11 protein-coding genes are annotated in these 13,264 nt (G+C 65.8%); 5 read left to right on the top strand and 6 right to left on the bottom strand.

The annotated features are described in order from the left end of the window. The 4 genes from AB4Y35_RS05865 (at position 1) to AB4Y35_RS05850 (ending at position 4,761) form a co-directional block, all read left to right on the top strand. Positions 1 to 1,089, top strand: a complete 1,089-nt coding sequence (locus AB4Y35_RS05865; protein WP_368703690.1) for an ABC transporter ATP-binding protein — start codon at positions 1 to 3, stop codon at positions 1,087 to 1,089. Positions 1,090 to 1,100: 11 nt separating this feature from the next. Further along, entirely contained in the window at positions 1,101 to 1,808 is a 708-nt protein-coding gene (locus tag AB4Y35_RS05860; RefSeq protein ID WP_368686863.1) for a GntR family transcriptional regulator, read from the top strand. 79 nt (positions 1,809 to 1,887) lie between these two features. Continuing rightward, entirely contained in the window at positions 1,888 to 3,348 is a 1,461-nt protein-coding gene (locus AB4Y35_RS05855; protein ID WP_368703689.1) for an NAD-dependent succinate-semialdehyde dehydrogenase, read from the top strand. A gap of 39 nt (positions 3,349 to 3,387) precedes the next feature. Then, positions 3,388 to 4,761 (top strand): MFS transporter, encoded by a 1,374-nt coding sequence (locus AB4Y35_RS05850; protein ID WP_368703688.1) that lies wholly within the window; start codon positions 3,388 to 3,390, stop codon positions 4,759 to 4,761. A 90-nt stretch (positions 4,762 to 4,851) separates the two neighbouring features. Here AB4Y35_RS05850 and AB4Y35_RS05845 read toward each other — a convergent pair whose 3' ends face one another. The 4 genes from AB4Y35_RS05845 to AB4Y35_RS05830 all read right to left on the bottom strand — a co-directional run bounded on the left by AB4Y35_RS05845 (position 4,852) and on the right by AB4Y35_RS05830 (position 9,746). Continuing rightward, on the bottom strand, positions 4,852 to 6,297 hold the full coding sequence (locus tag AB4Y35_RS05845) for an aldehyde dehydrogenase (NADP(+)) (RefSeq protein WP_368703687.1): 1,446 nt from the start codon (positions 6,295 to 6,297) through the stop codon (positions 4,852 to 4,854). 17 nt (positions 6,298 to 6,314) lie between these two features. Beyond that, the gene (locus tag AB4Y35_RS05840) at positions 6,315 to 7,490 is read right to left on the bottom strand and encodes a fumarylacetoacetate hydrolase family protein (protein WP_368703686.1); all 1,176 of its coding nucleotides are present in this window, start codon (positions 7,488 to 7,490) and stop codon (positions 6,315 to 6,317) included. A 141-nt stretch (positions 7,491 to 7,631) separates the two neighbouring features. Then, positions 7,632 to 8,861 carry a porin gene (locus AB4Y35_RS05835; protein ID WP_368703685.1) on the bottom strand — a complete coding sequence of 410 codons (1,230 nt, stop codon included), beginning with the start codon at positions 8,859 to 8,861 and terminating at the stop codon, positions 7,632 to 7,634. Between the two features lie 57 nt (positions 8,862 to 8,918). Then, a complete protein-coding gene (locus AB4Y35_RS05830) occupies positions 8,919 to 9,746 on the bottom strand; it encodes a MetQ/NlpA family ABC transporter substrate-binding protein (RefSeq protein WP_368703684.1) in 828 nt (275 codons plus the stop codon). 217 nt (positions 9,747 to 9,963) lie between these two features. Here AB4Y35_RS05830 and AB4Y35_RS05825 point away from each other — a divergent pair, with 217 nt between their 5' ends. Then, the gene (locus tag AB4Y35_RS05825) at positions 9,964 to 10,926 is read left to right on the top strand and encodes a sulfonate ABC transporter substrate-binding protein (RefSeq protein WP_368703683.1); all 963 of its coding nucleotides are present in this window, start codon (positions 9,964 to 9,966) and stop codon (positions 10,924 to 10,926) included. 57 nt (positions 10,927 to 10,983) lie between these two features. Here AB4Y35_RS05825 and AB4Y35_RS05820 read toward each other — a convergent pair whose 3' ends face one another. Both AB4Y35_RS05820 and AB4Y35_RS05815 read right to left on the bottom strand, forming a co-directional pair. Continuing rightward, the gene (locus AB4Y35_RS05820) at positions 10,984 to 12,180 is read right to left on the bottom strand and encodes an acyl-CoA dehydrogenase family protein (protein ID WP_368703682.1); all 1,197 of its coding nucleotides are present in this window, start codon (positions 12,178 to 12,180) and stop codon (positions 10,984 to 10,986) included. Between the two features lie 18 nt (positions 12,181 to 12,198). Then, positions 12,199 to 13,263: an aldo/keto reductase gene (locus tag AB4Y35_RS05815; protein ID WP_368703866.1), complete on the bottom strand. Its 1,065-nt coding sequence runs from the start codon at positions 13,261 to 13,263 to the stop codon at positions 12,199 to 12,201. Position 13,264 lies beyond the last annotated feature (1 nt).

Here is a 13,264-nt window from a genome sequence, read left to right as displayed (position 1 = left end):
ATGACTGCTTTCCTGCAAATCCAGCGCCTGCGCAAGACCTACGACGACGTCGTCGCCATCGACCAGGTGTCGCTCGATGTGCGCAAGGGCGAATTCATGACCTTCCTCGGACCGTCGGGGTCGGGCAAGAGCACGACGCTCTATATCGTCGCGGGCTTCCAGGAGCCCACGGAAGGGCGCGTGCTGCTCGACGGCAAGCCGCTGCTGGCGGTGGCGCCCAACAAGCGCAACATCGGCATGGTGTTTCAGCGCTATACGCTGTTTCCGCATCTGACGGTGGGCGAGAACGTGGCGTTTCCGCTGCGCGTGCGCCGCCGCCCCGAAGCCGAAGTCAAGGCGAAAGTGGAGAAGATGCTCAAGCTCGTGCATCTGTCCGAGTGCCGCGACCGCATGCCCGCCCAGCTCTCGGGCGGGCAGCAGCAACGCGTGGCGATTGCGCGCGCGCTGGCCTACGATCCGCCCGTGCTGCTGATGGACGAACCGCTCTCGGCGCTCGACAAGAAGCTGCGTGAGGAAATCCAGCTCGAATTGCGCCGCATTCACCAGGAGACAGGCGTGACGATCCTCTACGTCACGCACGACCAGGAGGAAGCGCTGCGCCTTTCCGACCGCATCGCCGTGTTCAACAAAGGCCGCATCGAGCAGGTCGGCACGGGCGAGGAGCTTTACGCGAACCCGGCTTCACGCTTCGTCGCGAGCTTCATCGGCAATTCGAATTTTCTGCCCGTGAAGGTGACGAGGAGCAGCGAAGGCCGCATGAACGGCGTGTTCCCGAATGGCCATGAAATCGCCTCGGACGCCTTCAATCCGTCACTCGCCGCCGGCGACGACGGCACGGTGATGATCCGCCCGGAGCAGATGCGCATCAGCTCGCTGCAAGGCGCGAACGGCACGACCGGCTTACCCGTGACCGTGCGCGACGTTACCTATCTCGGCGACGCGATGCACTACGCGGTGGCGACGCCCTGGCAGCAGGAGATTTCGATCCGCATGCCGGCGGCGCATCGCCATGACGGCGGCATCATGATCGGCACGCAGGCGCTCGTCGACTGGGACGCGCGCGACGTGCGCCTGTTCGCGCAAGCTTGACGGCGGCTGTCATGAGTGACGCACTGCCATCGCTGCGGGTCGAACGCCCCACGGCCACCTTGCGGGAACTCGCGCTCGAAAAAATGCGCACGGCCATCCTGGAGGCGCATTTTCATCCGGGCGAGCGGCTGGTCGAGCGCTCGCTGTGCGAGATTCTCGGCGTGAGCCGCACCGTGGTGCGGGAAGTTTTGCGGCATCTGGAAACGGAGGGGCTGGTCGACTCGATCCCGAACCAGGGGCCGATCGTCGCCGTGCTCGACTTCGAGACGGCGGCGGAGATCTACGAAATACGCGCGCTGCTCGAAGGCGAAGCGGCGATGGCGTGCGCGCAGCATGCGGACGAGCGCATCGTCGCGGATCTCGCCGGCTTCATCGACCGGATCCAGGCGGCCTTCGAAGCGCAGGACCATCCGGCCGTGAGGGCGCTCACCACGGCCTTCTACGAGCGCGTGTTCATTGCCGGGCAAAAGCGCGTGGCCTGGGAAATCGTGCAGTCGTTGACGGCGCGCATCAACCGCTTGCGAGCCCTGACGATCGCTTCCGACGACCGCGGCCGCCAGGCCGTCGATGAAATGCACCGCATCCTGAGCGCCATTCAAGCCGGAAACGCGGTCGCCGCACGCGAGGCCGCGATCGCGCACGTGGACAGAGTGGCCGAAATCGCGCGCAAGCTGCTGGCGGAAGGGCACGAGCACGCGTCGTGGCGTCAGGCGGGATAACGCAGCCTGGCTGTACTGATTATTGGCGCGCGCTCTGGAGCGCGCCACCAACTTTGTTCTTGCATCGAAGGAAAATCACGTGGAATTGAAGACCCTGTTGAAGGACGCGGCGCTGTTGCGCCATCAAGCTTATATCGATGGGCAATGGTGCCCCGCCGACTCGGGCGCGAGCTTCGACGTGTTCGACCCGGCGACGGGCGCTGCCCTCGGCAGCGTGCCTTTGATGGGAGAAGCCGAAACGACGCGGGCCATCGAGGCGGCCAATGCCGCGTGGCCCGCATGGCGGGCGCGCACGGCCAAGGAGCGGGCGGCGGTCATGCGGCGCTGGTACGACCTGACGATCGAGCACGCCGACGATCTCGCGCTGATCCTGACCGCGGAGCAGGGCAAGCCGCTCGCGGAAGCGAAAGGCGAGATCGCTTATGGCGCGTCGTTCATCGAATGGTTCGCCGAGGAAGGCAAGCGCGTGGCGGGCGACACGCTCTCGACGCCTGCTTCGGACAAGCGGCTCGTGGTCATCAAGGAGCCGATCGGCGTATGCGCCGCCATCACGCCGTGGAATTTCCCCACGGCCATGATTACCCGCAAGGTGGGCCCGGCGCTCGCGGCAGGCTGCCCGATCGTCGTGAAGCCTGCGGAAGCCACGCCGTTTTCCGCACTCGCACTCGCGGTGCTGGCGGAGCGCGCCGGCGTGCCCAAGGGCGTGCTCAACATCGTCACGGGCGACCCCAAGGCGATTGGCGGCGCGATGACCAGCAGTCCGGTGGTTCGCAAGCTCTCTTTTACCGGTTCGACGGGGGTGGGGCGATTGCTGATGGCGCAAAGCGCGCCAACGGTGAAAAAGGTGACGCTCGAACTCGGCGGCAACGCGCCGTTCATCGTGTTCGACGACGCCGATCTCGATGCCGCGGTGGCAGGCGCCATCGCCTCGAAGTATCGCAACAACGGGCAAACGTGCGTCTGCACGAATCGCTTCTATGTGCATGAGCGGGTTTACGACGCGTTCGCCGCGAAGCTGGCTACCGCCGTGAAGGGGCTGAAGGTCGGGCACGGCACGGAGGGCGGCGTCACGCTGGGGCCGCTCATCAACGAAGCGGCGGTCAAAAAGGTCGAAGCGCATATCGCCGATGCGGTCGGCAAAGGCGCGACGCTCGCCACGGGCGGCAAGCGTCACGCGCTCGGCCATGGCTTTTTCGAGCCCACGGTGCTGACCGGCGTCACCGCGCAAATGGATGTGGCGAGAGAAGAGACGTTCGGCCCGCTCGCGCCGCTGTTCCGCTTCTCGAGCGACGAAGAAGTGGTGAAGCTCGCCAACGACACGGAGTTCGGACTCGCCGCCTACTTCTATAGCCGCGATATCGGCCGCATCTGGCGCGTCGCCGAGCAGCTCGAATACGGCATGGTGGGCATCAATACCGGCTTGATCTCGAACGAAGTCGCGCCGTTTGGCGGCGTGAAGCAATCGGGTCTGGGCAGGGAGGGGTCGCACTACGGCATCGATGACTATCTCGTCATCAAGTACCTGTGCATGGCGGTTTGATCGCCGGATTCACACAAAAAAAGAAGGGGACACGCCGCCATGAATACGTCGTCATCGAGCCACGCCGAAGTCACGCTGGATCGCGCGCAAAGCGAAGCGGGTCATCGCCTCGATACCGCGACCGTTGCGATACCCACTCGCGTGACGGTGCGAGTCGTCGCGATCTGCCTCGCGATGATCCTTGCCGAAGGCTATGACGTCGCCATTTACGGGGCGGTGTTGCCCATGCTCACGCATGGCACCGACTGGTCCTTGTCGGCGCTGCAGCTGGGCGCGATCGCAAGCTGCTCGCTGGCGGGCATGATGATCGGCGCAATGGGCGCGGGCACGCTCAGCGACATGATCGGCCGGCGCCGCATGCTGCTCGGCAGCGCGGCGCTCTTTTCCGCAATGATGGCGGCCGCCGCGCTCGCGCCGACGCCAGCCTGGTTCGTCGTCGCGCGGATCGTGGGTGGACTCGGGCTTGGCGGCGTCGTGCCGACGGCCGCGGCACTCACCGTCGAATACTCGCCGCCCGGGCGCCGTTCTTTCAACTATGCCTTGATTTACACGGGATATTCGCTGGGCGGCATTCTGGTCGCGCTACTCGCGATGAACTGGTTGCCCACGCACGGCTGGCGGTTGCTGTTCGGCGTGGGCGCCGCGCCGCTCATCCTCGTGGCGCTCACGGCGCGCCATTTGCCGGAGTCGCTCGAGTTCCTGTTGGCGCGAAACCGCATCGCAGAGGCACGCAGCGTCGCGCAAGCGCTCGGCATTCGACATTCGGCGCTCGAGCACGAAGCGGGAGCGAGGGCCGTGCACGCTGCAGATGCCGGGAAAGCCGCACCGATTCGCGCGCTATTCGACGCGTCCAACGTGCGCGCCACCCTGGCGTTCTGGATCGCGATGTTCATGGGCTTGCTTTTGCTCTACGGCCTGAGCACCTGGCTGCCGCAACTGATGCGCAAAGCCGGCTTCCCGCTCGGATCGAGCCTCGCATTGCTGGTGATGCTCAATTCGACCGCGGCTTTGGGCTCGTTGCTTGGCGGCGCGGTGGCCGACCGCCTCGGCTCGAAATGCGTGGTCAGCGTGCTCTATCTGCTCGCCGCAGCCAGCCTGTGTGCGCTGCCGTTCGCCCATGGCACGCTGCAAACCTATGTGCTCGTAGGCATTGCCGGGGTGGGCACGATCGGCAACACGATGCTGCTTGGCGCCTATATCACGCGCTACTATCCGCCCCGCAACCGGGCGACGGGCATTGGCTGGGCGCTAGGCATCGGGCGCTTCGGCGCCATCGCCGGGCCGTTGATCGGCGGCGCGCTGGTACAAGCGAGTGCGCCGCTGCCGTGGAATTTCTACGTATTTGCGGGCGCGGGCCTCGCCGCGGCGCTTGCCGTGCTCGCCGTTCCCAGGCATGTCGCGGGCAACGAGTGACTCGATGCTGAAAGTGAAAAGCGGAGACCGGATTCATTATCCGGTCTCCGCTTTTTTTGGCTGCTTCAATCGTGCGCGTCGCGCCTTGCCTTATGCCGATGCCGTTCCGCTCGTCGCGTCAATCGCCCACTGCGGCGCATCCTGCAACGCAACGGGGCGCAGGAAACGCTCGATCGCGGCATAACCGACCGAGGTGGTTTGCGGCTGCGTCGAAGCGGGCCACGGGCCGCCGTGCTGCTGCGCATCGCACACGGCAACGCCCGTCGGCACGCTGCCAAACAGCACGCGACCCGCGATACGTTGTGCGGCCGTTGCGAGTGCGCGATTTTCCGGCGTATCGGCCTGCGCGCCCCACAGCGTCACCGTGAGTGAACCTTCCACCGCGGCGAGCACGTCGAGCGTCTGCGCCTCGTCACGCACCTTCACGATCAGCGCGGCCGGCCCGAACATCTCTTCGTGCAGCGCCGCGTTGGCCACGAACGTCTGCGCGTCGGTTTCGAACAGACGCGGCGCGGGCGCGGCGGCTTCCTCGTCGTGCGCCGGTGCGGCCAGACGCACGCGCACGCCCGCCTGGCTCGCGATATGCGCGGCGGCGTTTTCAAAACCGTGGCGCATGGCGGCCGTGAGCATGGCATGCGGCTTTTGCGCGGACAACGCCTGCGCCAGCGCCTCTGCGAAGCGCTCGCCGTTTTCGTCGTCGCGCACGACGATCAACCCGGGGCTCGTGCAGAACTGGCCGCAGCCCATCGTGATCGAGGCGGCGAGCGTGGCGGCAGGCGTATCGACGCCTTCCGCGAGCGCTTGCGGCAGCACGACGAGCGGATTGATTGAGCCGAGTTCGCCGTAAAACGGTATCGGCCGGCGACGCGCATTGGCCGCGCGCCACAGGGCCACGCCGCCCTGATACGAACCCGTGAACGCCACCGCCGCGACATCGGCGTGACCGACGAGATGCACGGCCGCTTCGCGCGACGCCTGATCGACGAACGCGATCACGCCTTCGGGCAGGCCCTGTTCGCGCAGCACACGCGCGGCGAGCGCATGCACGCGGCGCGACAGTTCGGGATGGCCCGAGTGCGGCTTGACGATCACCGTGCAACCCGCAGCGAGTGCCGAGGCCGTATCGCCGCCGAGCACCGAGAACGCGAACGGGAAATTGCTCGCCGAGAACATCGCAACCGGCCCAAGCGGCAGTTGCACGCGTGTGAGGTGCGGACGGCCCGCGGGCGGCGCGCCGGGCACGGCCGCGTCGTCGACGTGGCGATTGGCGATGCCCGCTTCCACACGCTCGGCAAAGCCGCGCAACTGAAACGCGGTGCGCGCGAGTTCGCCGTTCAAGCGTGCGGCGCCAAGCGAGGTTTCTTCGTCGGCGATGGCGACGAGCTGGGCGGCGTCGCGCTCGAGCGCGTCGGCGAGGCCGCGCAAGAGGGCGCTGCGCACGGCACGCGAAGCCGCGCCATAAAGGGCCTGGGCTTCATGTGCGAGCGCGGCGGCTTCGTCGATTCGCGCGAACGGCGCGTTGTTTTCTGTCTGCATTACGAATTCACTCCAGATTAAAAAAGACCGCGCTCGGCGAGATTGGTATAAAGGGCGCGCACGCCGAAGGTCCACGGTTCGATTTCGGTGCAAAGGCGCACGGTGTTGACGATGGCGCCAAGCGGCGGCGCGCTGATCGTGACGCGGTCGCCGAGGTGATGCGTGAAGCCGCCGCCGGGCGCGTCGCGGTCCTTGATCGGCGAGAACATCGTGCCGAGGAACAGCATGAAACCGTCCGGGTACTGATGGTGGCGGCCCCATGCCTGCGAAACGAGATCGAGCGGATCGCGGCTGATTTCCTGCATATGGCTCACGCCCTCGAGCAGGAAGCCGTCGTCGGTGCCTTCCACGCGCAGCGAGACGCTGGTGGCGCGAACCGTATCGAGCGTGAAGCCTTCATCGAATAGACGAATGAACGGACCGATCGCGCACGAGCCGTTGTTGTCCTTGCATTTGCCGAGCAGCAGGGCCGAGCGGCCTTCGATATCGCGCAGATTGACGTCGTTGCCGAGCGTCGCCCCGACCACTTCGCCGCGGCTGTTGACCGCGAGCACGACCTCGGGCTCGGGGTTATTCCACGCCGAGGCGGGATGCAGGCCGATATCGGCGCCGAAGCCCACCGAGGACATCGGCTGGGACTTCGAGAACACCTCGGCGTCCGGACCGATGCCGACTTCCATGTATTGCGACCACGCGCCACGGCGCTGAAGTTCTTCCTTCAGTTTGATCGCGGCGTCGGAACCCGGCTTGATTTTCGAAAGATCGGCGCCGATCAGCTTCGTGATTTCGGTGCGCACGTCCTGCGCTTTGGCGGGATCGCCGCCGGCCTGTTCTTCGATCACGCGTTCCAGAAGGCTGACGGCGAACGTCACGCCGCAGGCCTTGATCGCTTGCAGGTCACACGGCGCGAGCAGCCAGGGGCGATCCGCGGGGCGATCGCCCGCGAAGCTGTGTTCGAGCAGCGCCTCGGCCGTGCCGAGCGGCTCGCCGGGCGTATGCCGCACGACATCGAGCAGATCGTCGTATTCGAACAAGTCGGCCGTGGTGGGCGCCACCTCCGAAATATCGAAGACCATGCCGCCGCGCACGACGACGACGCAGGGTCCGTCGCCCTCCGGGGTGGGCCGCCAGACACGGCCGACGAGCAGCGCGTTATCGAGATCGTGCGGGAGATAAGCGGACGTTGAGGACATGGCGGGCATTCCGGAGTGAGCGTGGCGACACGCATCGTAGGGCGGATGCGCCTGCGCGTCCAAAGGAACGCCTCTTTGTCCAACTGGCTGGACGATGGCCCGCCCCGGTCGAATTGATCCGGCGGCGGCCCGAAATGCGGGTTAGAACAGGTGTTTGATACCGGCCGACACCGCAACCTGATTCGACGTCGTCGAGGGCGAGAGATAGCCGATGTCCGCGACCGCCTGGCGGCCCCACGAGTCGACCCCGCTTGCATGCTGGTACGCAGCCGTTGCATACAGTTCGGTGGCTTTCGAGAGCGAGTAGCCGGTGCCCAGATTCCACTGCTCGTAGCGCGCGCCGCCCGTTCCGTTCAGGTTGCCGCCGTTCGTGTAATCGAACGAGGTGCCGACGCGCAGGAACGGCGTGACCTGGTAGCGCACGCTCGCCCCCAGCGTATTGAACGAGGCCGTGCCGTGATAGTTCTGCGTGTTCAGCGCGGCGGTGGCGCCGAGATCGCGGTATTGCGTGTTGGACCAGGCGAGGCCCAGGATGGCCGAGCCGATCGTCCAGGTCGAGGCCACGGCGACCGTCTGCTGCGTGCGGGCGGACGCGAATCCCGAGATCGACGGGTTCGATGCCGGCGTCGTGGCGGACCCGGCGGAGCCGAGATTGTTTCCGGTCGCGCTCGCATTCGCATTGGTGCCATAGAGCGAAGTGTTCGGATTGCGCGCGTTGATGATCGACGCTGCGACCGCAACGCTCGGCCCGGTGTAGCTGAAGCCCGCGGACCAGTACTGGTTCTGCGTGAAGTTGCCGGCTATCCCGCCCAGGCTGTAGAGCGCGCCGAACCGGAATCCCCCAAAGGAGTCCGAACTGTACTTGATCGCGTTGTTGATGCGGTGCGTGAAATTCAGGTTGTCATAGTCGGCCGGATGGATCGCGAGGTTGCCGAAGTACCAGGCATAGAGCAGCGGCGAGACATAATCCACCGCGGCGTCGGACTGGCGCCCGAGCGATGCGGTGCCGTAGTTGGGTGCGGTGACCCCGATCCACGCCTGACGGCCGAACAGGGTGCCGCCCTGGCCGAGGGTGCCGTTGCTGACGCTGAAGCCGCTTTCGAGCACGAACAGCGTCTTCACGCTGCCGCCCAGATCCTCGGTGCCTTTCAGCCCCCAGCGGCTCGAACTCGGGCCCGAGGTGCCACTGTCGAACTGGGCGACCTGGCCGCCGCCGGTGGGCTTGCCACCGGCAGGCGTTGCCGCCGTCTGCACGTTGTTCGTGTAGGTCACGTTGCCCGTGACGATCCCGTAGAGCGTGACGCTGCTTTGGGCATAGGCGGCGACGGGCGACAGTGCGATGGTAGTGAGCGCGAGAAGTGTTTTTTTCATGGTTGTGGGCGTGTTCAAGCCGTGGTCGAGGCTAAGGCATCGGAAACATCGAACGAGTTAATGCGGAAAGTAATCGGGCAGTCGATAGCCCTGGTAGGTCGGGTTGCGCAGGATCGCCGCACGGAATTCGTCCGAACGATAGGCCGCGACGATATCGGCGGTTTCCTGCGAATTACGGTTTGCCGATTTGACGACCACCTGATTCACGTAAGGCGAGTGCATGTGTTCGAGTGCCAGTGCTTCGGTCAGACGGTGCCCGCTGGAAATGGCGAAGTTGCCCTGGATGGCCGCGAAATCGACATCTTCGAGTGCACGCGGCGCCTGTGCGGTTTCGAGCGGGACGATGCGAATGCCGGCGGGATTGGCGACCACGTCACGCTCCGAAACATCCACGGGATTGGGATTCTCGCGAATGTGGATCCAGCCAATCGCCTGAAGAATCTTGAGCGCGCGTTCGAGGTTGACGGGGTCGTTCGGCACGGCGACCGTCGCGCCAGCCTTCACCTCGGAGAGCGAGTGATGGCGGGTCGAGTAGAGGCCCATGGGCGGCGTGGGCACTTGCACGACGCCGACGAGGTCGGTGCCGTTGCGGTCGTTGTATGCCTTCAGATAGACGCTGTGCTGCATCACGTCGGCGGCGATTTCGCCGTGCCACACAGCCTGATTCGCCTCGAGCCCGGTGCTGAAGTTCACGTACTGGACGGTGTAGCCCTTGCGCTTGAGCTGCGGCTCGACGCCTTCGCGAAATTCGTCCGCGTATGGTCCGGGCACAAAGCCGACTCGCAACACGTGCGCGGCGTTGTCGGCAGCGTGGACAGCCGGCGATGGCAGCGCGAACAACGCGATAGTTGAAAATAATATCTGGATAACTAATCGATATCGCATGATGAATGCCTTCGTGTTTTGAAAAGGCCGATTATGGTTGCGGCTTTCGCGGGCGGCCAATATTAAATCGAGATTTACATATCGGCTGGCCGCATGGATTACGAAGCGGCGCGGTTATCTTTGGCGGGAATTAGAAGCGCAGGATTTGATGGTTTTCACGCCGCCGCGCGGCTTATACCATCGACTTCTTTCTAATAGATTGCCGAGGCTGCCACGCATGAACACACGCCGCAACTTCATTCGAATCTCAGCCGGAGCCGCCGCGCTCGCCGCCTTGCCGGTGCTCGGCGCGTTACCCGCGCGCGCGGCCAGTGCATCGCGTACGCTGCGCGTAGGGAATCAGAAGGGTTATCTGAGCCTGCTGAAAGGACGCGGCACGCTGGAGAAACGGCTTGCTCCCCTCGGTGTCGCGGTCACATGGACCGAGTTCGAAGCAGGCCCGGTGCAACTCGAAGCCCTCAACGTAGGCTCGATCGACTTTGGCGACGTGGGCGAGGCGCCCCCCATCTTCGCGCAGGCGGCCGGCGCGCCGCTCGCCTATGTCGCGGCCACGGTGCCGCGGCCGCAAGCGGAAGCGGTGCTCGTGCCGCACGCTTCGGCCGTTCGCAGCGTGGCGGATCTCAAGGGCAAGACCATCGCGCTCAATCGCGGCAGCAACGTCCACTATTTCCTCGTCAAGCTGCTGCAGGCGCACAACCTTCAGTATGGCGACGTGAAAGTCGTGTTCCTCGCGCCCGCCGATGCGCGCGCGGCGTTCGAGCGCAACTCCATCGACGCATGGGTGATCTGGGATCCGTTTCTCGCCGCCGCGCAGAAAACCCTCGACGCTCGCATTCTCGCCGATGCGAGCGGCGTGGTCGGCAACCGCGCCTACTATTTTTCGTCGCTCAGCTACGCGAAACAAAACCCGGATGTCATCAAGATCCTCATCGACGAATTGAGCCAGATCGATCAGTGGGGGCAGGCCAACCGGGCCGCGCTCGCCGCCCAGCTCGCGCAGGTGTGGGGCTTGCCGAACGACGTGGTCAGCGAGGTGATCGGGCGCGTGCAATTCGGCACCGGGCCGATCACGAAGGCCATCCTCGCCGAGCAGCAGCAGATCGCCAATACCTTTTTCGACCTCAAGCTGATTCCGAAGCGCGTGAACGTGCTCGAAGCGGCAGCGCCGGGAATCGTTTAGTGCGACGACTTTTTCATCAGCCCCGGCCGCTCCTGGGCGCCGGGGCTTTCTCACACCTCACAAGCCCAGCGCGCGGCGCGCCGCCATGGTGCGCAGCAAGCTGTTGGACGGCGCGTGAATGCGCGCGCACTGCACGTTGCGGTGATGGCGCTCGAGAGGATTGTGCCGCGCAATCCCGTGATTGCCCGCGAGTTCGAGCGCGATATCCACGGCCTGAATGGCGTTATCCACCACGTTGTGCTTGACGATGGCGGACAACTCGGCGGGCGCCGTGCCTGCGTCGATCGCGTCGGCATGGGTACGCAGCAGCCAGTCGTTGCTCGCCAGCAGCATCTCGATGCGCCCCACGCTTTCCTGCACGATCGGAACGGTGGCGAGCGCCGCACCGCCTAGCGCAGCAGGCTTGCGCTCGGCGAGGAAGGCAAGCAGCCAGTCACGCGCGGCCCGCGCCGCGCCGTCGTAGACCGTACCGACCAGACTGAAGTACCACGCCGTGGCGTGCGGATCGCGCTGCACGCCGAGTTGCGCGGGCCTCAAGCCGACGACATCGTCGACGGCAATCGCCACGTCCGTGAATACCACATCATGGCTCGCGCTCGCCCGCATGCCGAGCGGGTCCCACGTCTCCACGATGCGCACGCCCGCCGCCTCGCGGGGCACGAGAAAATGGCCGAGACGCGGCTCGGGTTCGTCGGTGCGTGCAAGCACGTTGATCCACGTGAGCAGGGGTGCGCCCGTCACATAGAGTTTGTGTCCCGTGATACGCCACGAGGCGCCTTCGCGGCGCGCAAGCGTATCCGGCAGGCCGCCGTGCGAAGGCGAACCGAGCCCCGGCTCGACCTGGGCCGCGTTGACGAGCGCGCGGCCTTCCACGCTCGCCCGCGTGAGGCGCTGCGCGAGCGCCGCGGGCCAGTTGCCCGTGCTCTCGCGCGCGTCGTGCACGATCATGGCGTGCTGGCTGTAGTGCATCGAGAGAATGAGCGCGACCGACGGATCGCCATAGGCGATCTCGGCGACGATCGCGCGCGCCACCGCGAGCCCCGCGCCGAAGCCGCCGTCGCTGCGGGCAATATTCGCGCGCAGCAGGCCCACTTCGCGCAACGTGCGGAATTGCTCGAGCGGCGCAGTGGCATTGCGATCATGCTCGTCGGCCAGGGCGGCAAACGCGCGGCCGAGCTGCGCCGCGCGCTCGATCAACGCGGCGGCGTGATCCTCGTCGCGCGCGAGCGCGGCGTCCGGAGTGAATGCGTTCACGGTGCACTCCCTGGCTAGTTAGCGTTCGCCGCCCGGCGCACGCGGGTCTTGCGTGGCGCCATGGCGCACGAGGCGTCCGAAGAACGGGTGGCCGGGGTCGTTGAACCCCGGTGTCGAAGGATGGCCGCTTGCCACCAGCGAATCGACGAATACTTCGTCATCCTCATCGAGGCGATACTGCAGTGCAGGCAGATAGTCGCGCCATTGCGCTTCGGTGCGCGGCCCTGCGATTGCCGAAGTGATATAGCGGCTATTGAGCACCCAGGCCAACGCGAACTGCGCGGCGGTGAGGTTGCGCGCCTGGGCATGTGCCTCCACGCGCCGCGCAAGCTCGATCGTTTCCGTGCGCCATTCGGTCTCGCTCAGGCGGCGGTCCTGGCGCCCCGCGCGCGTGTCGGCGCCGGGCTGGGCACCGGGCTCGTATTTGCCGGTCAGCACGCCCCGCGCGAGCGGACTGTACGAGATCACGCCAAGCCCATAGTGCCACGCCGCGCTCAACTGCTCTGCCTCGACCTGGCGATTGGCAAGGTTATAGAGCGGCTGGCTGGCAACGGGCCGCGGCACGCCCAGCAAATCGGCCACGCGGCTGAACTCGGCAATGCGCCAGGCGCGATGATTCGAGAGCCCGTAGTGCCGCAGCTTGCCGGCCGTGATCAGATCGCCGAGCGCGCGCACGGTTTCCTCGACTGGCGTGTGATGGTCCTCGCGATGCAGATACACGAGGTCCAGATAATCGGTATCGAGCCGCGCGAGGCGCGCTTCGACCGCGCGGATCACGTGCTTGCGCGCCGCACCGGCCGCGTTGATATCGCGCGGGTTGCCAACGGGATTGCCGACGGGGTTGCCAAACTTCGTGGCGAGCACCCAGCGGTCGCGTTGGCGGGCGATATGCCGGCCCACCACGCGCTCCGATTCGCCCTGGTGGTAGACGTCGGCGGTATCGATCGAATTCACGCCTTGCTCCTGCGCGGCGCCGATGATGCGTTCGGCCGCGGCGTCGTCGGTTGGTCCGCCGAACATCATCGTGCCGAGCGTCAGCGTGGAGATCTTCAGGCCGCTGTGGCCCAGTTGCCGGTATTCCATG

This window comes from Paraburkholderia sp. EG286A (assembly GCF_040965375.1).
Classification (GTDB): Bacteria; Pseudomonadota; Gammaproteobacteria; order Burkholderiales; family Burkholderiaceae; genus Paraburkholderia.
The sequence above is the reverse complement of the archived record's forward strand: the minus strand, read 5'-3'. Positions and strand labels throughout refer to the sequence as shown.

Coding starts and splice junctions, on each gene's coding strand:
- AB4Y35_RS05865 (WP_368703690.1), top strand. CDS start 1: ATGACTGCTTTCCTGCAAATCCAGCGCCTGCGCAAGACCTACGACGAC.
- AB4Y35_RS05860 (WP_368686863.1), top strand. CDS start 1,101: ATGAGTGACGCACTGCCATCGCTGCGGGTCGAACGCCCCACGGCCACC.
- AB4Y35_RS05850 (WP_368703688.1), top strand. CDS start 3,388: ATGAATACGTCGTCATCGAGCCACGCCGAAGTCACGCTGGATCGCGCG.
- AB4Y35_RS05845 (WP_368703687.1), bottom strand. CDS start 6,297: ATGCAGACAGAAAACAACGCGCCGTTCGCGCGAATCGACGAAGCCGCC.
- AB4Y35_RS05840 (WP_368703686.1), bottom strand. CDS start 7,490: ATGTCCTCAACGTCCGCTTATCTCCCGCACGATCTCGATAACGCGCTG.
- AB4Y35_RS05835 (WP_368703685.1), bottom strand. CDS start 8,861: ATGAAAAAAACACTTCTCGCGCTCACTACCATCGCACTGTCGCCCGTC.
- AB4Y35_RS05830 (WP_368703684.1), bottom strand. CDS start 9,746: ATGCGATATCGATTAGTTATCCAGATATTATTTTCAACTATCGCGTTG.
- AB4Y35_RS05825 (WP_368703683.1), top strand. CDS start 9,964: ATGAACACACGCCGCAACTTCATTCGAATCTCAGCCGGAGCCGCCGCG.
- AB4Y35_RS05815 (WP_368703866.1), bottom strand. CDS start 13,263: ATGGAATACCGGCAACTGGGCCACAGCGGCCTGAAGATCTCCACGCTG.